General features: G+C 69.6%; 18 protein-coding genes, 1 tRNA gene and 1 pseudogene. 10 read left to right on the top strand and 10 right to left on the bottom strand.

All coding sequences use genetic code 11. The annotated features are described in order from the left end of the window. Positions 1 to 137: 137 nt before the first annotated feature. Together CR470_RS05720 and CR470_RS05715 are read left to right on the top strand one after the other, a co-directional pair. On the top strand, positions 138 to 1,907 hold the full coding sequence (locus CR470_RS05720) for an ABC transporter ATP-binding protein (RefSeq protein WP_097866480.1): 1,770 nt from the start codon (positions 138 to 140) through the stop codon (positions 1,905 to 1,907). Positions 1,908 to 2,037: 130 nt separating this feature from the next. After that, complete coding sequence (locus CR470_RS05715) at positions 2,038 to 2,574, top strand: hypothetical protein (RefSeq protein ID WP_097866479.1); 537 nt, start codon at positions 2,038 to 2,040, stop codon at positions 2,572 to 2,574. Positions 2,575 to 2,679: 105 nt separating this feature from the next. Here CR470_RS05715 and CR470_RS05710 read toward each other — a convergent pair whose 3' ends face one another. After that, positions 2,680 to 2,916, bottom strand: coding sequence for a helix-turn-helix domain-containing protein (locus CR470_RS05710; protein WP_257138450.1), 237 nt, complete (start codon positions 2,914 to 2,916; stop codon positions 2,680 to 2,682). A 242-nt stretch (positions 2,917 to 3,158) separates the two neighbouring features. On the opposite strand from CR470_RS05710, the gene CR470_RS05705 reads away from it, so the two are divergent. Then, positions 3,159 to 4,151, top strand: a complete 993-nt coding sequence (locus CR470_RS05705; protein ID WP_179892159.1) for a helix-turn-helix transcriptional regulator — start codon at positions 3,159 to 3,161, stop codon at positions 4,149 to 4,151. 42 nt (positions 4,152 to 4,193) lie between these two features. Here CR470_RS05705 and CR470_RS05700 read toward each other — a convergent pair whose 3' ends face one another. From CR470_RS05700 to dnaK, 6 genes are all read right to left on the bottom strand, one after another. After that, positions 4,194 to 4,472 (bottom strand): hypothetical protein, encoded by a 279-nt coding sequence (locus CR470_RS05700; protein ID WP_097866476.1) that lies wholly within the window; start codon positions 4,470 to 4,472, stop codon positions 4,194 to 4,196. Then, positions 4,451 to 4,741, bottom strand: a complete 291-nt coding sequence (locus CR470_RS05695; RefSeq protein WP_097866475.1) for a hypothetical protein — start codon at positions 4,739 to 4,741, stop codon at positions 4,451 to 4,453. Before CR470_RS05695 ends, CR470_RS05700 begins: the two co-directional genes overlap by 22 nt. A 302-nt stretch (positions 4,742 to 5,043) precedes the next feature. Continuing rightward, on the bottom strand, positions 5,044 to 5,496 hold the full coding sequence (locus CR470_RS05690) for a heat shock protein transcriptional repressor HspR (protein WP_097866474.1): 453 nt from the start codon (positions 5,494 to 5,496) through the stop codon (positions 5,044 to 5,046). A gap of 1 nt (position 5,497) precedes the next feature. Further along, the gene (dnaJ, locus tag CR470_RS05685; protein ID WP_097866473.1) at positions 5,498 to 6,691 is read right to left on the bottom strand and encodes a molecular chaperone DnaJ; all 1,194 of its coding nucleotides are present in this window, start codon (positions 6,689 to 6,691) and stop codon (positions 5,498 to 5,500) included. Positions 6,692 to 6,787: 96 nt separating this feature from the next. Then, a complete protein-coding gene (gene grpE / locus CR470_RS05680) occupies positions 6,788 to 7,438 on the bottom strand; it encodes a nucleotide exchange factor GrpE (protein WP_097866472.1) in 651 nt (216 codons plus the stop codon). Then, complete coding sequence (gene dnaK / locus CR470_RS05675; protein ID WP_097866471.1) at positions 7,435 to 9,288, bottom strand: molecular chaperone DnaK; 1,854 nt, start codon at positions 9,286 to 9,288, stop codon at positions 7,435 to 7,437. Before dnaK ends, grpE begins: the two co-directional genes overlap by 4 nt. A gap of 643 nt (positions 9,289 to 9,931) precedes the next feature. Here dnaK and CR470_RS05670 point away from each other — a divergent pair. From CR470_RS05670 to CR470_RS05655, 4 genes are all read left to right on the top strand, one after another. Then, positions 9,932 to 10,585 (top strand): sugar transferase, encoded by a 654-nt coding sequence (locus tag CR470_RS05670; protein ID WP_097866491.1) that lies wholly within the window; start codon positions 9,932 to 9,934, stop codon positions 10,583 to 10,585. A gap of 95 nt (positions 10,586 to 10,680) precedes the next feature. Next, positions 10,681 to 12,963: a (Fe-S)-binding protein gene (locus CR470_RS05665; RefSeq protein ID WP_097866470.1), complete on the top strand. Its 2,283-nt coding sequence runs from the start codon at positions 10,681 to 10,683 to the stop codon at positions 12,961 to 12,963. Between the two features lie 256 nt (positions 12,964 to 13,219). Further along, entirely contained in the window at positions 13,220 to 14,401 is a 1,182-nt protein-coding gene (locus tag CR470_RS41105) for an FG-GAP repeat domain-containing protein (RefSeq protein WP_097866469.1), read from the top strand. Between the two features lie 128 nt (positions 14,402 to 14,529). Beyond that, positions 14,530 to 15,546, top strand: coding sequence for a Yip1 family protein (locus tag CR470_RS05655; RefSeq protein ID WP_097866468.1), 1,017 nt, complete (start codon positions 14,530 to 14,532; stop codon positions 15,544 to 15,546). Positions 15,547 to 15,652: 106 nt separating this feature from the next. Here CR470_RS05655 and CR470_RS05650 read toward each other — a convergent pair whose 3' ends face one another. After that, positions 15,653 to 16,153 carry a phosphoribosyltransferase gene (locus tag CR470_RS05650; protein ID WP_097866467.1) on the bottom strand — a complete coding sequence of 167 codons (501 nt, stop codon included), beginning with the start codon at positions 16,151 to 16,153 and terminating at the stop codon, positions 15,653 to 15,655. Between the two features lie 6 nt (positions 16,154 to 16,159). Then, a complete protein-coding gene (dcd, locus tag CR470_RS05645; RefSeq protein WP_050358434.1) occupies positions 16,160 to 16,735 on the bottom strand; it encodes a dCTP deaminase in 576 nt (191 codons plus the stop codon). 511 nt (positions 16,736 to 17,246) lie between these two features. On the opposite strand from dcd, the gene CR470_RS05640 reads away from it, so the two are divergent. After that, a tRNA-Gly gene (locus CR470_RS05640) sits at positions 17,247 to 17,320 on the top strand. A gap of 125 nt (positions 17,321 to 17,445) precedes the next feature. Next, a pseudogene (locus CR470_RS40335) lies at positions 17,446 to 17,724 on the top strand (mobilization protein); the annotation flags it as partial. A gap of 32 nt (positions 17,725 to 17,756) precedes the next feature. Here the strand turns inward: CR470_RS40335 and CR470_RS05630 are convergent. Continuing rightward, a complete protein-coding gene (locus CR470_RS05630; protein WP_097866466.1) occupies positions 17,757 to 18,599 on the bottom strand; it encodes an NAD(P)-dependent oxidoreductase in 843 nt (280 codons plus the stop codon). 301 nt (positions 18,600 to 18,900) lie between these two features. On the opposite strand from CR470_RS05630, the gene CR470_RS05625 reads away from it, so the two are divergent. After that, a complete protein-coding gene (locus CR470_RS05625; RefSeq protein ID WP_097866490.1) occupies positions 18,901 to 20,130 on the top strand; it encodes a helix-turn-helix domain-containing protein in 1,230 nt (409 codons plus the stop codon). The last annotated feature ends 67 nt before the right edge of the window (positions 20,131 to 20,197 follow it).

The following is a 20,197-nucleotide window of genomic DNA, read 5'->3' as shown; positions in this document are numbered from 1 at the left end:
CATCCATGCGATGTCCGGCGTCCGTTGCGGACAGAAAGAATGATGACCCGCGACGCCGGGCCCGCACCATTGACTCTTGCGGCATTGCCGCAAGCGACAGTTCCCCCGCATGCGAAGAAGGGGATAGAACTACGAGGGTGAACCCACCTGACGCAGAACAGCCTCCGGCAGAGCGGCCCGCGCTGCGGGCGCTGCTCTCGTACGCGCGTCCGCACCGCGGCGTCCTCCTCACCGTTCTGGCCCTGACCCTTCTGGGCAGTGCCGCCGGTCTCGCTCAGCCTCTGGTCATCCAGTCGGTCCTGGCGAAGCTCATGACGGGCGAGGGGCTGCGGGACGATCTCCTCCTGCTGTTCGGCCTGCTGGTCGCCTCCATCGGGCTGACCTGGGTGCAGGCCTGGCTCAGCGAGCGGACCGCCGAGCGGGTCGTGCTCCAGGTCCGTCGCGGCCTCATAGCGCGCCTGATACGCCTGCGCAGCGCGGAGTTGGACCGCGTCGAACCGGGTGGCCTGACCACCCGCGTCACGTCCGACAGCACGCTCGTCCAGCACGCGGCGACGGGCGGTCTCATCCAGCTCGTGGACGGATCGATCCACCTCCTGGCCACGATCGTGCTGATGGGCATCGTCAGTCTGCCGCTGCTCGGCATCACGTCCGCCGTGCTGGTGGTCGTGGGCATCGCGATGGGCGTCGTCATGCCGCGCATCAAGAGGGTGACCACCGAGGCGCAGACCTCCGTCGGCGAGATCGGCGCCGCGCTCGACCGGTCGCTCGGCGCGGCCCGGACCGTGAAGGCCAACGGCGCCGAGGCGAAGGAGACCGAGCGGGCGACCGACGCAGCCGAACGCGCCTACCGGGCCGGCCTCAAGGGGGCCCGGTACCACGCGCTGATCGCCGTGCTCGCCGGGCTGATCGTCCAGGCGTCCTTCCTCGCCGTCATCGGTTTCGGCGGCGCGCTGGTCGCCATGGGCACCCTCGAACTGGCCGCGCTGATCGGCTTCCTGCTCTACCTCTTCAACCTGGGCGGCCCGGTCCTCTCGCTCGTGGGCGGGACCACGGCCCTCCAGCAGGGGCTCGGCGCCCTGGCCAGGATCGAGGAGGTGCGGTCCATGGCGGCGGAGGACGACGTGGACGGCACGCCGCCGGTGCCGTCCGGCCCGCCGCCCCGGGTCACGGTCGACGGCCTGACCTTCGCCTACGAGGGGCGCACCCCCGTCCTGAACGACACCACCTTCGTCGCACCGGCGGGGAAGGTCACCGCGATCGTCGGCCCGTCCGGCAGCGGCAAGACGACGGTGTTCTCCCTGATCCAGCGGTTCTACGACAGCGAGGCCGGCCGCATCCTGCTGGACGGCACCGACATCCGCACCCTCGGCCGGGCCGAGCTCCGGCGACGTATCGCGTATGTCGAGCAGGACTCCCCGATGCTCGCCGGCACGCTCCGGGAGAACCTCCTCTACTCCGCGCCCGACGCGAGCGACGAAGCCGTAGCCGACGTGCTCCGCAGGACCCTGCTCGACGACTTCGTCTCCTCGCTCCCGGCCGGTCTCGACACGGCTGTCGGCTCCCGCGGCCTGGCGCTCTCCGGTGGCGAGCGCCAACGGCTGGCCATCGCACGGGCGTTGCTGCGCCGCCCCCAGGTCCTGCTCCTGGACGAGGTCACCGCCCATCTCGACGGGCTCAGCGAGACGGCGCTGCGCAGGACGGTGGAGGAGGCGGCGCGGGACTGCACGGTGCTGCTCATCGCCCACCGGCTCTCGACGGTCACCTCGGCGGACCGGCTGGTCCTGTTCGAGAACGGCCGGGTCAGCGATCACGGACGGCACGAGGAGCTGCTGGAGCGCAGCGCCCTCTACCAGGACCTCACCGCCACGCAGTTGACCCCTGCCGGATCGTCCGCACCTCACTGAGCGTCCCGGGCGGCTGCCGCGCCCTGCGAGAATTCCGTGCGCCGGCACCGCCAGAACCGCATGTCCGCTCGTCGAACAACTCTCTCGCTGAACACCCCCCTCAGCACGACCGAAGGGTTCAAGGATCCAGATGACCGACACCACTCCCCTGCCTCTGCCCGCCGCGACCGAGGACGACCACTACGGCGCCATCGCCGTCGAACTCCTGGGCGAACAGCGGGAGAAGCTCGTCGTGAGCGGCGAGCGGATTCCCACGATCACCATCGTCCGCGCGCCCGAGGCCGAGGTCGACGACCACATCGTCATCGGCACCCGGGACCCCCGGCACCTCACGATCACGGTGGACGGCGAGGCCGCGACGATCAAGCCCGCCAAGGGCAGGCTGCGGAGGCAGTCCTACCGGGTCGACGTCGTCTGCGCGGGCACGCGCTACCGGCTCGTCCCCGACTCGATCCCCTGCAGCCGGCTGACCCGGGACGGGAAGCACCTCGGGGACTTCTCGTCGGACGGCGACCGCCGGGTGATCGCCGAGTGGCGGGAGGACGCCGGGACCGTCGAACCGCTCGACGCGGCCGTCGGCTACGCGCTGTCCGCGGCGTTCGGCACCGGAGGCCAGCCGATGTGGATGATGCTGGTCGACGCGATCAGCACAGCCCTGCCCGGCTGAGCACACGGTCAACGGCCACACGTGAAGTCCCCTGCTGGAAGGGATTCCCGCAGGGGACTTCGGCTGTCGTGCCGCACCCGGAGGCCGGCACGGGAGAAGGTCAGGTCACGGACGCAGACCCCTGATGTCCTCCGCGTACAGGTTCGACACGATCGCGGCCTCGAACCGGGACTTCAGGTTCAGCTTGCGCACGATGCTCGACGTATGCGCCCGGACCGTACGTTCCGTGATGCCGAGTCTCCGGGCGAGCCAGCGGTTCTGCTCGCCGCCGGCCAGCAGCGCGAGCACTTCGCGCTCGCGTTCCGTGAGCGTGGTGAAATCCAGTACCTGTCGGTCGGTCATCGCCGTCACAGCGGCCCCCTAGTTGTGATCATCCACTGGTGTCGTCTGTTGTCCGTCCCGCGTCCGTTCCTCGACCGACCGGGACTACCTGCGCCTTTACCCTTCGATTACCCTTTCCCTCATCAGTTCGACGGCTGCGTGGCATCTGACCCATGCCCCAGCCATCAGTTCGACGGGCGCGCGGCATCTGACCCATGCCGGCGCGCCGGCAGTTGTTGTGCGGCACGCGGGGGGCGGCAGCAGTGAACGACGGAAGTCTGTCGATACTCGGTATCGACGCGACGGAGGAACGCGTCTATCGGTACTTCCTGCGCAATCCCGGGACCAGCACCGAGGACATCGACATCCTCCTCCACCGCCCGCGTGAGGACGTGGAGAAGGCCCTCGCCCGGCTCGACGAGCTGTGCCTCCTGCGGACCGACGAACACGGCGCGGCGACGGCGACCGATCCGGAGACCGCGATCGAGCGGCTCACGGAGATACGGCTGCGCGAGCTGCACGAACAGCTCCACCAGGTCACCAGGTCCCGGCATCTGGTGGCCGACCTGACCGCCGAACAACAGGCCCGCCCCCTCGCCACGCAGGGCGTGGAGCGGCTCGAAGTCCTGCGGCACATCCGCGACCGGATCGACGACCTGGCCTTCTTCGCCCGGCAGGAGATCCTCTCCGTCGAGCCGTACACCACCCTCACCCCCGAGAACATCGCGCACGCGCGCCCGCTCGACACCCGGTGTCTGCGCCGGGGCGTGCGGATCCGCAGCGTGGTGCTGCGGGAGGCGCTCGACCACCCGCCCACCGTCGCCTACCTCCGCGAGCTCAGGGCGCAGGGCGCGTCGATCCGAGCCGCGGACGACCTGTCCGAGCGCATCCTCGTCTACGACCGCCGGACGGCCCTGGTGCCCGTGGACCCGGCGGACACGTCGAGCGGCGCACTGGTCACCCAGCAGGCCGGTCTGGTCTCCAACATCCTGGCCCTGTTCGAGAAGATCTGGACCGAGGCCACGGACCTCGCCGCCCTGATCGACACCGATCCCGCGCCGACGGGCGTGCTCTCGGAGATGGAGCAGCGTGTCATGGAGGAGATGTGCCGGGTCACGAAGGACGAGACGGGCGCCCGTAACCTGGACATCTCGGTACGGACGTACCGCCGTCACGTCGCTGACGTCCTGCGCATCCTGAACGCGACCAGCCGCCCGCACGCGGCCCTGCTGGCCCGTGAGAGGGGCTGGATCTGAGGCCCCCCGGCACCACGGGTGAGGGCCCGTCTCCCCGAGGCCCTACGGGACCCGCCGGCCGTCCTCCAGCGTCCAGCCCTCCAGCGTCCGGTCCTTCAGCGCCTCGGCGCAGCGCTCCCGCACGTCCTGCCGCCCGCCGCCCCGGACCAGGACGGTGATCCGGTCCTCCTCGATGCGCTGGGCGCACTCCCAGTGCGCGGGCAGCATTCCCAGGAGCCGGAGCACCGCGGTCCCGGCGGGCGCGGCCGGCACGGCGGCCCGGACCACCACGATCTCGACCTCGACCTCGACCGGACCGTCTACTGCCAGCCGTTGACGCACTTGGGCTTGCCCCTGTCCGGTCCGAGACCCTTCGGCAGCGGTAGGCCGCAGAGGACCCCGGAGACCGCGCGGGACCCCTCCGACACGGCTTGCGAGACCCCCCACGGCAGCGTGGCCGCCCCGCCGTGCCCGGACACGACACCCGTCCCGGCACTGGCGTGGGCCGGGACGGCGGCCGCCCCGACGACCAGCCCCAGGATCATTCCCCCGGTACCGACCATCCTCCTGGTGAACGCGCAGACGCCCATGTGTTCCTCCCCGTACGTCATGTGGCTCGCCGGCTTCCCTCGCCGACGCCCACAAGCTTGCCAGTGACACGTGCCCGCGCCAGGGGTGATCACTGTCAACTTGCTGCATACGCCGGGCTACTTGGTGCCAACCGTATTCCGCCGGAACACTCCGGGGATGTTCGGCCACTGAGGATGCGCGGCGACCGGGCCACGAGGGCACACGAGGGGGCACACGACGACGGGGCCGGGAGAGCGTCATCCGCTCTCCCGGCCCCGAGGCTCACGCCGGATCCCGCCGACACACGCCGACCGTGTCCTGCCGGTCGGTCGGCCGTGTCCGGTCAGTCCATCGGCCGCTTCGGCTTCGGACGCCAGACCACCAGCGCGCTGGTCTGCTGCACGTCCTGGTACGGCACCAGGTCCCGGCGGTACGAGGCGTGCACCTGGGCCTCGCGCTGCCGCATGGCGACCGCCGCGCCGTCCACCGCCGCCGAGAGCTCGGCGACGCGCTGCTGGAGGGCCGCGACCTGGTTCTCCAGCTCGATGATCCGCTTGATGCCCGCCAGGTTGATGCCCTCGTCCTGCGACAGCTGCTGCACGGTGCGCAGCAGCTCGATGTCGCGGGCCGAGTAGCGCCGGCCGCGCCCGGCCGTACGGTCCGGGGAGACCAGGCCGAGACGGTCGTACTGGCGCAGTGTCTGCGGGTGAAGGCCCGAGAGCTGGGCCGCGATCGAGATCACGTACACCGGTGTCTCATCGGTCAGCTGGTACGGATTGCGTCGACGGCCGTCCATCTCAAGCTCCCTTCGCAGCCTGGAACAGCTCCGCCCGCGGGTCCTCGTCCGCGGTCGCCTTCCGGTAGGCCTCCAGGGCGTCCCTGGCCTCCTGGCCCAGGTCCCTGGGGACCGCGACCTCCACGGTGACCAACAGGTCTCCGCGGGTGCCGTCCTTGCGCACCGCACCCTTGCCCCGGGCGCGCATCGTACGCCCGTTGGGGGTGCCGGCGGGAAGTTTCAGGGTGACCGGGGGGCCGCCGAGCGTGGGGACCTTGACCTCGCCGCCGAGCGTCGCCTCCGGATAGGTGACGGGCACGGTGACCGTGAGGTTGTCGCCCTTGCGGCCGAAGACCGGGTGGGCGTCGACGTGGACGACGACGTAGAGGTCGCCGGCCGGACCGCCGCGTTCGCCCGCACCGCCCTTGCCGCGCAGCCGGATCCGCTGGCCGTCGGTGACGCCCGCCGGAATCCTCACCTGCATGGTGTGCGCCGACTTCGCCCGGCCGCTCCCCTTGCAGACCTCGCAGGGGTCCTGGGCGATGAGGCCCCGGCCCTTGCAGTCCACACAGGGGTCGGTGAGCGAGAAGCCGCCGCCGCTGCCGCGCGAGACCTGGCCGGTGCCGACACAGGTCGGGCAGACCCTGGGGGTGCCGTTCTTGTCGCCGGTGCCGGAACACGCCTTGCAGGGCGCCTGGCTGGACATCCGCAGCGGGACCGTGGCCCCGTCGACCGCCTCGGTGAAGCTGAGCGTCACCTCGGACTCGATGTCCTGGCCGCGCCGCGGCTGGACGCGGGCGCCCGCGCCGCCGCGGTTGAACAGCCCGCCGAAGACGTCGCCGAGACCGCCCCCGCCGCCGCCGAAGCCGCCCGCGCCGCCCTGTCCGCCGCCACCCGGGGCGCCGCCTCCGAAGAGGTCGCCCAGGTCGAAGTTGAAGTTGCCGCCGGCACCACCGGGGCCGGCGCGGAAGCCGCCGTTGCCGAAGAGGGCGCGCGCCTCGTCGTACTCCTTGCGCTTCTTGGGGTCACCGAGGATGTCGTTCGCCTCGGAGATCTCCTTGAAGCGCTCCTCCGCCTTGGCGTCGCCCTTGTTGGCGTCCGGGTGGAACTCGCGGGCGAGCTTCCGGTACGCCTTCTTGACCTCGGCGTCGGTGGCGTCCTTGGGGACGCCGAGGACCTTGTAGTAGTCCTTCTCGACGAAGTCCTTCGTGCTCATCGACGTCCCTCCTTCCGGACGATCGGCCGAGCGGCCGGCCCGTGGGCCGGCCGCCGGGCCGGTCGGTGTGCACCCTGGTGGTCAGACGCGTTGCCGTCAGACCTCCTCGGTGCCACCGCTCTCCTCGTCGTCTGTCTTCTCTTCCTTGGCCGCGGCGGGCGTGGCGCCCGGCTGCGGCTCGGCCACGGCCACCCGCGCGGGGCGGATGGTGCGCTCGCCGATGCGATACCCCGGCTGCAGGATCGCCACGCAGGTCGTCTCGGTGACGTCCGGCGCGTAACTGTGCATCAGGGCCTCGTGGATCGTCGGGTCGAAGGGCTCGCCCTCCTTGCCGAACTGCTGGAGGCCCAGCTTCGCGACGATGGTCTCCATCGATTCGGCCACCGACTTGAAGCCGCCGACCAGCTCGCCGTGTTCCCGCGCGCGGCCGACGTCGTCGAGGACGGGCAGGAGCTCGGACAGGAGGTTCGCGACAGCGATCTCCTTGACCGTGACCCGGTCCCGCTCGACGCGGCGGCGGTAGTTCTGGTACTCGGCCTGGAGCCGCTGGAGGTCCGCGGTGCGCTCACCGAGCGCGGTGCGTACCTGGTCCAGCTGTGCGGTCAGACCGACGGTCGGGTCGAGGTCCCCGGCCGGGGCTGCCGTCTCCTCCTCGGAGGAGTCGGCAGCCTTCGGCTCGGCGTCATCAGGGGTGGCGCCGGAGGGGACGTCGGGCTTCTCCTCGAAGCCCGGAGTCTCCTCGGTCACGCCGCACCGCCCTTGGTGTCCTTCTCGTCGTCCACGATCTCGGCGTCGACGACGTCGTCGTCGGCCTTGGCCTGGGCGTCGCCCGGGGCGTCGGCGCCCGGGGTCGCACCCTCGGCCTGGGCGTTGGCGTACATCGCCTGGCCGAGCTTCTGGGAGACGGCCGCGACCTTCTCGGTTGCCGTGCGGATCTCGGCGGAGTCCTCGCCCTTGAGCTTCTCCTTCAGCTCACCGACGGCGGTCTCCACCTCCGTCTTCACGTCGGCCGGGACCTTGTCCTCGTTGTCCTTGAGGAACTTCTCCGTCTGGTAGACGAGCTGCTCGCCCTGGTTGCGCGACTCGGCGGCCTCGCGGCGGGCGTGGTCCTCCTCCGCGTACTTCTCGGCCTCTTCGCGCATCCGGTTGACCTCGTCCTTCGGCAGCGAGGAGCCGCCGGTGACGGTCATCTTCTGCTCCTTGCCGGTGCCGAGGTCCTTGGCCGTGACGTGCATGATGCCGTTGGCGTCGATGTCGAAGGCGACCTCGATCTGCGGGACACCGCGCGGGGCCGGCGGCAGACCGGTCAGCTCGAACATCCCGAGCTTCTTGTTGTACGCCGCGATCTCGCGCTCGCCCTGGTAGACCTGGATCTGCACGGACGGCTGGTTGTCCTCGGCCGTCGTGAAGATCTCGGAGCGCTTGGTCGGGATCGTGGTGTTGCGCTCGATGAGCTTGGTCATGATCCCTCCCTTGGTCTCGATGCCGAGGGACAGCGGGGTGACGTCGAGGAGCAGGACGTCCTTGACCTCGCCCTTGAGGACACCGGCCTGGAGCACGGCGCCGATGGCGACGACCTCGTCCGGGTTCACGCCCTTGTTGGCGTCCTGGCCGCCGGTCAGCTCCTTGACGAGCTCGGCGACGGCGGGCATACGGGTGGAGCCACCGACGAGAACGACGTGGTCGATCTCGGAGAGCTGGATGCCCGCGTCCTTGATGACGTTGTGGAACGGGGTCTTGCAGCGGTCCAGGAGGTCCGCGGTCAGCTGCTGGAACTGCGAGCGCGTGAGCTTCTCGTCCAGGTGCAGCGGGCCCTCGGCGGACGCCGTGATGTAGGGCAGGTTGATCGTGGTCTCGGTCGAGGACGAGAGCTCGATCTTCGCCTTCTCCGCGGCCTCGCGGAGACGCTGGAGAGCCATCTTGTCCTTGGACAGGTCCACGCCGTGCCCGTTGGCGAACTGCTTCACCAGGTAGTCGACGACGCGCTGGTCCCAGTCGTCACCACCGAGGTGGTTGTCACCGTTGGTGGCCTTCACCTCGACGACGCCGTCGCCGATCTCCAGGAGGGACACGTCGAAGGTGCCGCCACCGAGGTCGAAGACGAGGATCGTCTGGTCGTCCTTGTCGAGGCCGTACGCCAGGGCTGCGGCGGTCGGCTCGTTGACGATGCGCAGGACGTTCAGGCCCGCGATCTCGCCGGCCTCCTTCGTCGCCTGACGCTCGGAGTCGTTGAAGTACGCCGGGACGGTGATGACCGCGTCGGTCACCTTCTCGCCCAGGTAGGACTCGGCGTCGCGCTTCAGCTTCTGCAGGATGAAGGCGCTCATCTGCTGCGGGTTGAAGCTCTTGCCGTCCAGGTCGATCTTCCAGTCAGTGCCCATGTGGCGCTTGACGGAGCGGATGGTCCTGTCGACGTTGGTGACCGCCTGGCGCTTCGCGACCTCGCCGACGAGCACCTCGCCGTTCTTGGCGAAGGCGACGACGGACGGCGTGGTCCTGGCGCCTTCGGCGTTGGTGATGACGGTGGGCTCGCCGCCTTCGAGAACGCTGACGACGGAGTTAGTCGTGCCCAGGTCGATGCCGACCGCACGTGCCATTTCAATTCCTCCAACTGACTACTTGAGTGGATCTGACTCAAGGATGCACGACGCCCGCCCCGGAGTCAACAGACCTGAGTCCCTTACGCTCAACTTAAGTGCACACGGAGAACACACCCAGGGCCTGCCCGCCCTCCCCGGTCACCCCACGCCGCACCCGCGCACGCCACGCCCCTCACACACCACCCGCCCCACCGTCTCACCGTGGGATCGTTCTGTCACAAAATGCCGTGAGACGGTCACAACCGTCACCGACCGGCAGGTTTCACCGTGGATCGTCACACCATCGGACCTCGAACCCCGGGCGGGCGCGATGCAGAACGCGAGGAAGCCGCGCGTACGGCGGAAGAACCAGAGAAGCCAGAAGGCCCGGAAGGGCCGACAGGGCCAGCAGGACCTCAAGAACCAGAAGAAGACCAACCACAGGAACCCGCGGCCCCAGAAGACCGAACACCCCCAGCAGACCCACCAGACCCGGCCGACCCAGGGTCCGCAGCGACCACTCCCCCGCCCGCCCCAGCCCCGCTCGGAGTCACCCGAGGCGGAGCCGCACAGCCCGGCACCGCACGAGGCACATCCGCACGCGCACCCACATCCGCACGCGACCCCGCCCCCACCCCCGCACCCGTCCCCGTACAGGGCGGTGGCAGGGACGGTCAGAGGCCAGTTCCCCTCGCGCCCCGCGGCACGCCTGACCGGCCTCACCGACCGGGCCGGGCGGGTCACGGACCGCTTCCTCCCGCGCGCACCGGCCGAACGGGTCCTGGACCTGACTCTCGGCACCGTCCTGCTGATCCTGACCGCCCCCGCCGTCGCCGTCGCGGCCCTCGCCCTGGGCGCGCGGCACACTCCGGGCGGCGCCTGGGACCGCCGCCCCCGGACCGGCCTGGGCGGCCGGGTCTTCGAGCTGCGCACCCTGCGCACCCGCAGGCTCCGGCTGGACCTGTTCTCCCGCCTGCCCCACGTCGTACGCGGCGAACTCTCCCTGGTCGGCCCCGCCCCACTGGCCCCGGGCGATCCACGGGCCGCGCGGCCCGGCGCCCGGCAGTGGCGGCAGGAACTGCGGCCGGGACTGACCGGGCTGGCACAGGTGCGCGCCAGGTCCGGCATGCCGTGGGACGACCCCGCCCTGCTGGACCAGCACTACGCGGAGCACCATGGAGTAGTGCTCGACCTGGCGATTCTCGCCGAAGCCGCACGCGCCCCCCTGCGGACGCGGCTCCGGAGGGCCCGTCGAACCAAGGCACACCTGAGCGACGCAGATCACCGACGCCCCGGCTACAGCACGGTGGAATAAGTGGATAGTGTCAGCACAGACTAATTAAGTTACTGCTTAGTAGTAGTGGGTAGTAGTAACTGGACCCCGCTCTCGCAGGCCCGAGGAGCCCCGAAATGCAACTCGCCGCGATCATTGTGTCGCTGGTGCTGACGGTCGTCGGCGTTGCGCTCATCACCCGAGCCGTCGCGCAGATCTACCGCTTCGTCCGTCTCGGACAGCCGGTACCAGCAGGCAGCCGCACCGACGACCCCCAGCAGCGGACGATCACCCTGGTCAAGGAGTTCCTCGGCCACACCCGGATGAACCGGTGGGGGATCGTCGGCTTCGCCCACTGGTTCGTCGCCATCGGCTTCCTGACACTGCCGCCCACGCTGCTCCAGGCGTACGGGCAGCTCTTCCAGGCCGACTGGGTGCTGCCGATCATCGGCGGCTGGCTGCCGTTCGAGATGTACATCGAGTTCATCGGCCTGATGACGGTCGTCGGGATCGTGGCCCTGATGGCGATCCGGCTGCTGAACCTGCCGTCCCGGGCCGGCCGTAAGTCGCGCTTCGCGGGCTCGAAGGCCTGGCAGGCGTACTTCGTCGAGTACATCATTCTGGTCATCGGCCTCGCGATCCTCGTGCTGCGCGGACTGGAAGGCGCGATCCACCACGTCGAGAGCTACGACGCCGCGTACTTCGTGTCGTACCCGCTGGTCCTCGCCTTCGAGGGGCTGAGCCTCAGCACGCTCCAGACGCTCATCTACCTCGCCGCGATGATCAAGGTCGGCACCTCGCTGATCTGGATGATCACGGTCTCGCTGAACACCAACATGGGTGTCGCCTGGCACCGTTTCCTCGGCTTCCCGAACATCTGGTTCAAGCGGAACGCCGACGGTGACGTCGCGCTCGGCGCGCTCCTGCCGATGACGTCGGGCGGCAAGGAGATCGACTGGGAGGACCCGGCCGAGGACGCGGTCTTCGGTGTCTCCCAGGTCGAGCAGTTCTCCTGGAAGGGCATCCTCGACTTCTCCACCTGCACCGAGTGCGGCCGCTGCCAGTCCCAGTGCCCCGCCTGGAACACCGGCAAGCCCCTCTCCCCCAAGCTCCTGATCATGTCGCTGCGCGACCACGCGCACGCCAAGGCCCCCTACCTCCTGGCCGGCGGCGGCAAGGACATGGAGGGCAACGAGAAGGCCACGGAGGAGCAGCTCAAGGACGTTCCCGCGGCCGCCCTCGCCGAAGCCGAGCGCCCCCTCATCGGCACCGCCGAGGAGAACGGCGTCATCGACCCGGACGTCCTCTGGTCCTGCACCACCTGCGGCGCCTGCGTCGAGCAGTGCCCGGTCGACATCGAGCACATCGACCACATCGTCGACATGCGCCGCTACCAGGTGATGATCGAGTCATCGTTCCCGTCCGAGGCGGGCACGATGCTCAAGAACCTGGAGAAGAAGGGCAACCCCTGGGGGCTGGCCAAGAAGGCGCGTGTCGAGTGGACCAAGGAGGTCGACTTCGAGGTCCCGATCGTCGGGAAGGACGTCGAGGACCTCACCGAGGTCGACTACCTGTACTGGGTCGGCTGCGCGGGCGCCCTGGAGGACCGGGCCAAGAAGACCACGAAGGCCTTCGCGGAGCTGCTGCACATCGCGGGCGTCAAGTTCGCGATCATGGGCGGCGACGAGAAGTGCACCGGTGACTCCGCGCGCCGCCTGGGCAACGAGCCGCTGTTCCAGCAGCTCGGCCAGGAGAACGTGGCGATGCTGAACATGGCGTTTGGCGAGGACTCCGCCGAAGGTGAAGAAGGTGACACGACGACGAAGAAGCCCAAGTCGTCGAAGAAGATCGTCGCGACCTGCCCGCACTGCTTCAACACCATCGCGAACGAGTACCCGCAGCTCGGCGGCGAGTACGAGGTCATCCACCACACGCAGCTGCTCCAGCACCTCATCGACGAGGGCAAGCTGATCCCGGTGACCCCGGTCGAGGGCCTGATCACGTACCACGACCCGTGCTACCTGGGCCGCCACAACAAGATCTACACCCCGCCGCGCGAGATCATCGCGAAGGTCCCGGGGCTGCGGAACGAGGAGATGCACCGTCACAAGGAGCGCGGCTTCTGCTGCGGCGCCGGTGGCGCGCGGATGTGGATGGAGGAGCGGATCGGCAAGCGCGTGAACAACGAGCGCGTCGAGGAAGCCCTCTCCCTCAACCCGGACATCGTCTCCACCGCCTGCCCGTTCTGCCTCGTCATGCTGACCGACTCGGTCAACGGCAAGAAGAACGACGGCCAGGCCAAGGAGTCCATCCAGGTCGTGGACGTCTCGCAGCTCCTCCTGGAGTCCGTGAAGACCCCGGCCGATCCGGCGGGCGAGCCGGAACAGGTGGACGCGCCGGAGCCCGAACCGGCAAAGTGACGTAACGAGTCGACGCGATGAGCGGCCGGACCTGCCTCGGGGGCAGGACCGGCCGCTTTTCCGTGCCCGGCCCCGCACCCGAGCTCCCCGGCCCGGGAGTGACGACGGCCGCATGTGAGCCCGGACATGTACGCAACGGCGCATCTGGAGCATCATGTGCCCCGGAGCCGCCCGGTCGCGGGTGGGGAACCCCGCACCGGCAGAAGGCGGACAGCGAACAGCACACGACGAACGAACGAGCGACGAACGAGGCCCCGTGCGCCCACGCATCACGCCCCCGAAGGCAGCGGTCACCACCAGAGCGACGGCCGCCCTCGCCGCGGGCTGCGCCGCTCTGCTGCTCGCACTCACCGGCTGCGGAAACCCCGCGGCCGCCGAAGGACCCTCGCCCTCACGCTCATCCGCATCCGCATCCGCATCCGACGGCAAGAACGGCGACACCCCGCCGGAGGCACAAGCACAGTCCAAGTCCCGCTCCCGGGCGGGCCCGGCTCGCATCCCCGTACCGCGCGGTGCCGGCAGCCGGGTCCCGTACGACTTCAACGGCGACGGCCACCGGGACCTGGTCGTCGACGACCTGGTGAGGGCCCCCGGTGACCGTCACGGCGACGACGCGGGCATCGGCATCGTCTACGGCTCCGACGACCGCCCCCTGGACCCGGCCGCCCGGCAGCTGCTGAGCGCCCGCGCGAACGCGGCGAAGTACGGCGACACCCTGCCCGCCGCGTTCGACGCCGAGTCGGCCTGCGACCTGGACCGGGACGGCTTCACCGACCTGATCGTCTCCACCGACCCCCCGTACAACGGCGTCGGCGCCCCGCCCGTACCGCTCCAGATCCTCTTCGGCTCCCCGACCGGCCTCACCGGCAAGGCGGTCACCGTACGCATCCCGCAGAAGGCCCGGTTCGACGACGAGTGGCCCGAGCAGCCGGTGTGCGGCGACTTCGACGGCGACGGCAAGGCCGACCTCGCGGCCACCGCCGGCGACGGTCGGGTCACGTTCCTGCACGGCCCGTTCTCCCGCACCGGAGCCCCGCGCGGCGCGGACCTGCTTCCCGGGGGCGGCCCGTACCTCTACGCCCCCGAGCCCAGGGCCGACACCGACGGGGACGGTGACGACGACCTCGTCACCGCCGCCCGCCCGCACGCCCCCGGCCAGTCGGCCAAGGGCACGCTGCTGCTCGGCTCCGCGAAGGGCCCGGCCCGGCCGGGCGGCGCCTACGCGTTCAGGGCGGAGGACCTCCCCGAGGCACCGCTCACCACCACCGCCCGCACGCGCACCACCCTCCTGGACCACGGCGACTACGACGCCGACAAGAAGCAGGACACGGTGGTGCGGACGTACCGGGGCGAGCGGCAGGACCTGATCGCCCTCTACCCGGCGGGTAACACGGACAGGCCGCTCCTCACCTTCTCCACGGCGCTGTTCCTCCCCTGAACTCTCCCTGAGCTCCCCCTCCCCCGGGACCCCGGGGAGCCCTAGGGGATGTCACAGGTCGGCCGCAATGGCGGGCGGGTTCCCCCGGCCCCCACTCCCCGCCCCCAGGGACCAGGTACGTTCGACGGGTGGCTGGATTCAGGATCGGACGCGGCCGGGACAACCGCACCCCGCAACAACCGCAGCAGCAGCGGCAGCAGCCGTACGGAGGGCAGGCACCACAGCCGCCGTACGGTGCACAGCCGTGGCCGACGGCAGGAGGCCCAGGCAACGGCGGAGCACCACCGCCGTACGGCCCCCCGCAGGGCGCCGCCCCGTACAACACCGGCGGCGGCTACGCGGGCCCCGGGCCAAGCGGACACGGCGGACACGGCCAGGGCCCTCACGGCCACGGCGGTCACGGCGGTCACGGCGGTCACGGCGGTCACGGCGGTCACGGCGGTCACGGCGAACCGGAGTACTTCGGCGACCCGTACGCGGACCCCGCACCCCATGACCCGTACGCCAACAACCCGGGTCACACGCAGGCGTTCCGCGTCGACGAGGACCTCTACGGCGGCGGCGACACCTACCAGGCCGGTTCCGCGCCCGCCCAGCCGACAGGCCCGCGCCTGCGCTGGAAGGAGCTGCTGACCGGCATCGTGGCGCGCCCGGGGCCGACGTTCTGGCAGATGCGGGACTACCCGGTCTGGGGCCCGGCACTGGTCGTCACGTTCCTCTACGGCCTGCTCGCCCTGTTCGGCTTCGACCAGGCGCGCGACGAAGCGATCAACGCGACGATCTCGACGGCCATCCCGTACGTCCTGTTCACCGGCGTCGGCTTCGTCATCGGCGGCCTGGTCCTCGGCGCGGTGACCCACACCCTGGCCCGCCAGCTCGGCGGCACGGGCTCGTGGCAGCCGACGGTGGGCCTGTCGATGCTGATCATGTCGATGACCGACGCCCCGCGCCTCCTCTTCGCCGTCTTCCTGGGCGGCGAGAACTCCCTGGTCCAGATCGTGGGCTGGCTGACCTGGCTGGCGGCCGGGGCGCTGTTCGCGTCCATGGTCAGCAAGTCGCACGACCTGCCGTGGCCGAAGGCGCTGGGAGCATCGGCGATCCAGCTGATCGCGCTGCTGTCGATCATCAAGCTGGGCACGATCTGAGAGACCGCGCGAACAGAAGGCCCCCGGAGCACAGAACACGCTCCGGGGGCCTTCTCACGTACGGACACGGCGCACGGCGCACCGCCCGCTGCGCGCGTGAGTGAGGTCAGGAGTCGAGAACCTGCCCGTCCCGCCGCACGACGGGCTTCTCCACACTCCACGGGAAGTTGATCCACTGATCGGTCTTCTTCCACACGTACTCACACTTCACGAGCGAGTGGGACTTCTCGTAGATGACGGCGCTGCGCACCTCCGCGACATGGTCGACGCAGAAGTCGTGGACGAGCTTCAGCGTCTTGCCGGTGTCGGCGACGTCGTCGGCGATCAGCACCTTCTTCTCGGAGAAGTCGATCGCGTTGGGCACGGGCGCCAGCATGACGGGCATCTCCAGGGTCGTCCCGACCCCGGTGTAGAACTCCACATTCACCAGATGGATGTTCTTGCAGTCGAGCGCGTAGGCAAGCCCACCGGCGACGAACACACCACCCCGAGCGATGCTGAGGACGACATCGGGCTCGTACCCGTCGTCGGCGACGGCCTGCGCCAGCTCGCGCACCGCCTGCCCGAAGCCCTCGTACGTCAGGTTTTCCCGCTCGTCACTCGCCATGGTTGATCACACCTGGGTCCGATGGAAGTTCTGGAACGACCGCGAGGCCGTCGGCCCCCGCTGCCCCTGGTACCGCGACTCGTACCGCTCGGAGCCGTACGGGAACTCGGAGGACGAGGTCAGCTTGAACAGACAGAGCTGCCCGATCTTCATACCCGGCCAGAGCTTTATCGGCAGGGTCGCGAGATTCGACAGCTCCAGGGTCACGTGCCCGGAGAACCCGGGGTCGATGAACCCGGCGGTCGAGTGCGTCACCAGCCCGAGCCGCCCGAGCGAGCTCTTGCCCTCCAGCCGCGAGGCCAGATCGTCGGGCAGCGAGATCACCTCGTACGTGGACGCCAGCACGAACTCCCCGGGGTGCAGGATGAACGCCTCGTCGCCCTCCGGCTCGACCGTACGGGTCAGATCGGGCTGTTCGACGGCCGGATCGATGTGCGGGTACCGGTGGTTCTCGAACACCCGGAAGTAGCGGTCCAGCCGCACGTCGATGCTCGACGGCTGCACCATCGAAGGGTCGTACGGATCAATACGGACTCGGCCGGCGTCGATCTCGGCCCGGATGTCCTTGTCTGAGAGAAGCACGTCCCGAGGATACGCAGAACGCGCGAGCCCGCCCCAACCGGACCACCCGCGCGCCTGCGGAACACCTCCGCCCCGCTACTTCTCTTTCCCGCGTCCGCTCGCTACCGCTTCTCGAACGCCACCGGCACGGCCTGCCGCAACCGCGCACACCGGGGACACCGGATCAACCGCCCGGGCCCGATCCGGCCGGCCCCGAGCTGCTGCATCGGGAACGACGAGGTAGCGAAAACATGCCCTTCGGCACAACGGACGACCGTGCGCTCCATCGACTCCATCAAGTCCCTTCCCCAACCACATATGGACGAGAAAGCCACATTAGGGGATGAACGGGGTGCCACTCCACACGGCACTCCGACCACCCACGCTACGCCCCCAACTCCCGCCCATCACACCCCCGTCCACCCTCCCCCTCCCACCGGACACACGACACGGAGGCCCCACGGCTCATCCGCCGGGGGTCTGGCATGGGGTAGAGTGTGGAACGATGCAGCGCCGGTGATCGGCGCGCTTCGCGGGTGTAGTTTAATGGTAGAACATGAGCTTCCCAAGCTCAGAGCGCGAGTTCGATTCTCGTCACCCGCTCCATACGAAAGCCCCAGGCCAGCGGCCCGGGGCTTCTTTGTTGTCTAGACCTCTTACGGTGCAGCGTGCCCTCCGCGTGCCCCATCTATGGGCCCAAAGGGCTTGCGCCCAGACCGCCGGCGGAACCCTCGCAGGCGCTCACCACCGCATTGGCCGAAGCAGAGGCAGCGGGCCACGCCCCCAAACGCCTGCTGCAGCAGGCAGCGGACGAACGAGCCCTCGACGACGCACGCTCCCCGGCACGCACCCTCACCTGGCGCGTAAATCGGCTCTCGCAGAGGCCGGCTCCCAGTCGACGAGCTCTGGCGGCACAAGCTCGCAGCACCGGACTACGCCACGTGCCCTCGCCCGAACCTGCGGCGACGGCCCCACCCACCATTCCCGCGTCTCGCCCTCGGCGGAGGTGATCGTCCAGCGGCTACCCCTCAGCGTGAACGAATCAACGGCTCTTTTCTGACCGGAGCTGGGAGAGGGTGTGCACGACCGGCAAGACGTACTGGTCCTTGTCCTGCTCCCAGAAAGCGAGTACCCGAGCCGTGGCCTCGGCCATGTCCGGGGGCAGGTCGGCCGCGCGGAGGGTGTCGGCGACCTCTTCCATCTCAGGTGCCCAGCGCCAGGCTCGGGCTGCAACACTCGGCAGGTACTCCGGATCGGAGAGGATCGCGGAGATCATGATCTCGGCTTCGGCCGTGAGCTGATCACCGACTCCATGGGCGTCGGCGAGCGCGTGAGCGATGCCGGCGAGAGTGCGAGCGGCCTTCTGGTAACTGGCAAAGGCCATCTTCAGAGCCGAAGCGGAACCGACGGCGTCACCGACCCCGCACACGTGCAGCGCAGAGTCCGTGAACAGCGACGCCACCAGCTCGACGGCAGAGTCGGCCCCTGCGAGATAGAGCCGTGTGGCACGCCCCTCGCCTGGCGGCTGACCGAAAACGGCACCGTCGACAACTGCGGAGCCGGGGCGGATCTCGTCAGCGATGCGCCGTACGCGTTGAGGGCTGATGGCGTTGACGTCGGCGTACACCCCCGCGAAGCCGTGCGCTGCCACCGCCGCCGCGACGTCCTCCGCCGCCTGTGGTGGGCAGACCGAGAGAACGACCGCGCTTCGGGCCAGCGCTTCCGCGAGCGAGTCGTACGCCGTGGCACCGGCCTCTCTCCCTCGGAGCCAGGTGTTCTCACTGCGGCCCTTGGTCACCGACAGCGCCTCATGGCCGCCGGCGACGAGCTCGGCAGTGATCGCCGCGCCCATGGTTCCAGGATGGAGGACGGTCACGGTGATCACTAGCTGCCTCCGGCGGTGTGCGACGTGGAATGTCCCTCATCCCCATGATCCGCTGTCACTCGGCACCGGCGGCTTCAGGATCAATGCCTTGTGGCTGTCCGGGCGCTGAATGGCGGACAGAAGTGCCTCCGGTCTCGGACTCGCCGTTCAGGACGGGACAGCGGTACACGGGCCGTGGCCCCGACTGTCCTTGCAGCTCGTCTCACGCTGAAGCCGCGTCATGGGTACCGTGCAGGAGACGAACTCTGTACGGACAGACCGGCGGTCGCGCCGGATCGTCCGGCGGCTGGGAGGTGTCCTGATGCTGGAGGAAGCCGAGGAGATCGGCAAGCGCGCTCGCAGGGCGAGGCTGCGGCTGGGCATGCCGCAGGCCGACCTGGCGACGGCTCTCGGGAAGTCGCAGGGCTGGGTGTCGAAGATGGAGCGTGGCCTGATCGAGCTGGACCGGGTCGGCCTGCTCAACCAGGTGGCCGCAGAGCTGCACGTCCATCCGAACGACCTGATCGGACGCCCGTACAGCAGCTCCCCCGACGACAGCCAGTGGCAGATCGCCGCTTCGTCGATCCTGCGCGAGCTGCGTCGCTACGACCTCGTTCCCGTCTTCGACGGGGTTCCCCGCCCGGCCTCACAGCTATGGCGTGAGGTGACCCGGCTGCACCGCCTGCGGGACACCGCCTCCAACGTCGCGATCCTCCGAGTTCTCCCGGACCTGTTCCGGGAAGCGCGCACCCTGGCGGAGGACTCGGACGGGCACGAGCGGGAAGAGGCGTATGCCATTTACGCCGTCTGCTGCAAGTTCGCGCACACCGCCGCGCACGCCCTCGGACACCCGGAGCTGGTGGCCATGGCGTGCGAACGGGCCGCGTGGTCTGCCAGGTTGTCGGGAGATCCGGTGCTGCCGGCCGTCGCCGACTGGATGCGCGTCTGGGACATGTGGGCGACCGCTGACTGGACCGACGCTCTGACCCTCTCGGACAAGGCGATCGCCTCGGTGCAACAGCCGTACGAGCATGGTGATCCGCTGGCTGTGCGGGCTTGGGGCACGCTTCAGCTTCGGGCGGCCATCTCCGCCGCTCGGGCCAACCGTCCATCGGAAGCGGAGGACCGGATCGGACATGCGAAGGACGCGGCTGAACGCATGGACGCGTACGTCGGGGCACCGGTGTACGACCGGCATTCGCTGACGTTCTCCGCCGGAAACGTGCAGATCCACGCGATCAGCGTGGCCCTGGAAATGGGCGAGCAGGGCAAAGCTCTGGAGATAAGCCGCCGCACCAGCCCGAGCTTGGTCGGGGCGCTGCCCAACTCCCGTCAGGGTCACCACCACATGGACGTCGCACGGGCCTGGCTGTGGGACGGGAACCGGGCAAAGGCCCTCACCGAGCTGGAGACGGCTGAGCGGATCGCGCCGCAGCTCGTACGGAACCACCCCATCGCCCGTTCAACGCTTCGCAGCATCGTCTACGCGGAACGGGCAGCCACGAGGGAGAAGCTGCGGCACATGTCCGACCGCTTTCACCTGGACGGATAGGGGTCGTATTCCTCCGGCTCATATTCGAGGCCCGTCCTGTCCCTAACTTCGGGGCATGACGCGACGA

The organism is Streptomyces sp. rh34 (assembly GCF_002551245.1).
Classification (GTDB): Bacteria; Actinomycetota; Actinomycetes; order Streptomycetales; family Streptomycetaceae; genus Streptomyces.
This window is presented reverse-complemented; position numbering and strand designations above follow the sequence as displayed.

Excerpts from the sequence above, each read along its gene's own strand:
- CR470_RS05625 (WP_097866490.1), top strand. The coding sequence starts at position 18,901 with ATGCTGGAGGAAGCCGAGGAGATCGGCAAGCGCGCTCGCAGGGCGAGG.
- CR470_RS05665 (WP_097866470.1), top strand. The coding sequence starts at position 10,681 with ATGCAACTCGCCGCGATCATTGTGTCGCTGGTGCTGACGGTCGTCGGC.
- CR470_RS05650 (WP_097866467.1), bottom strand. The coding sequence starts at position 16,153 with ATGGCGAGTGACGAGCGGGAAAACCTGACGTACGAGGGCTTCGGGCAG.
- CR470_RS05715 (WP_097866479.1), top strand. The coding sequence starts at position 2,038 with ATGACCGACACCACTCCCCTGCCTCTGCCCGCCGCGACCGAGGACGAC.
- CR470_RS05710 (WP_257138450.1), bottom strand. The coding sequence starts at position 2,916 with ATGACCGACCGACAGGTACTGGATTTCACCACGCTCACGGAACGCGAG.
- dnaK (WP_097866471.1), bottom strand. The coding sequence starts at position 9,288 with ATGGCACGTGCGGTCGGCATCGACCTGGGCACGACTAACTCCGTCGTC.
- dnaJ (WP_097866473.1), bottom strand. The coding sequence starts at position 6,691 with ATGAGCACGAAGGACTTCGTCGAGAAGGACTACTACAAGGTCCTCGGC.
- CR470_RS05690 (WP_097866474.1), bottom strand. The coding sequence starts at position 5,496 with ATGGACGGCCGTCGACGCAATCCGTACCAGCTGACCGATGAGACACCG.
- CR470_RS05695 (WP_097866475.1), bottom strand. The coding sequence starts at position 4,741 with ATGACGTACGGGGAGGAACACATGGGCGTCTGCGCGTTCACCAGGAGG.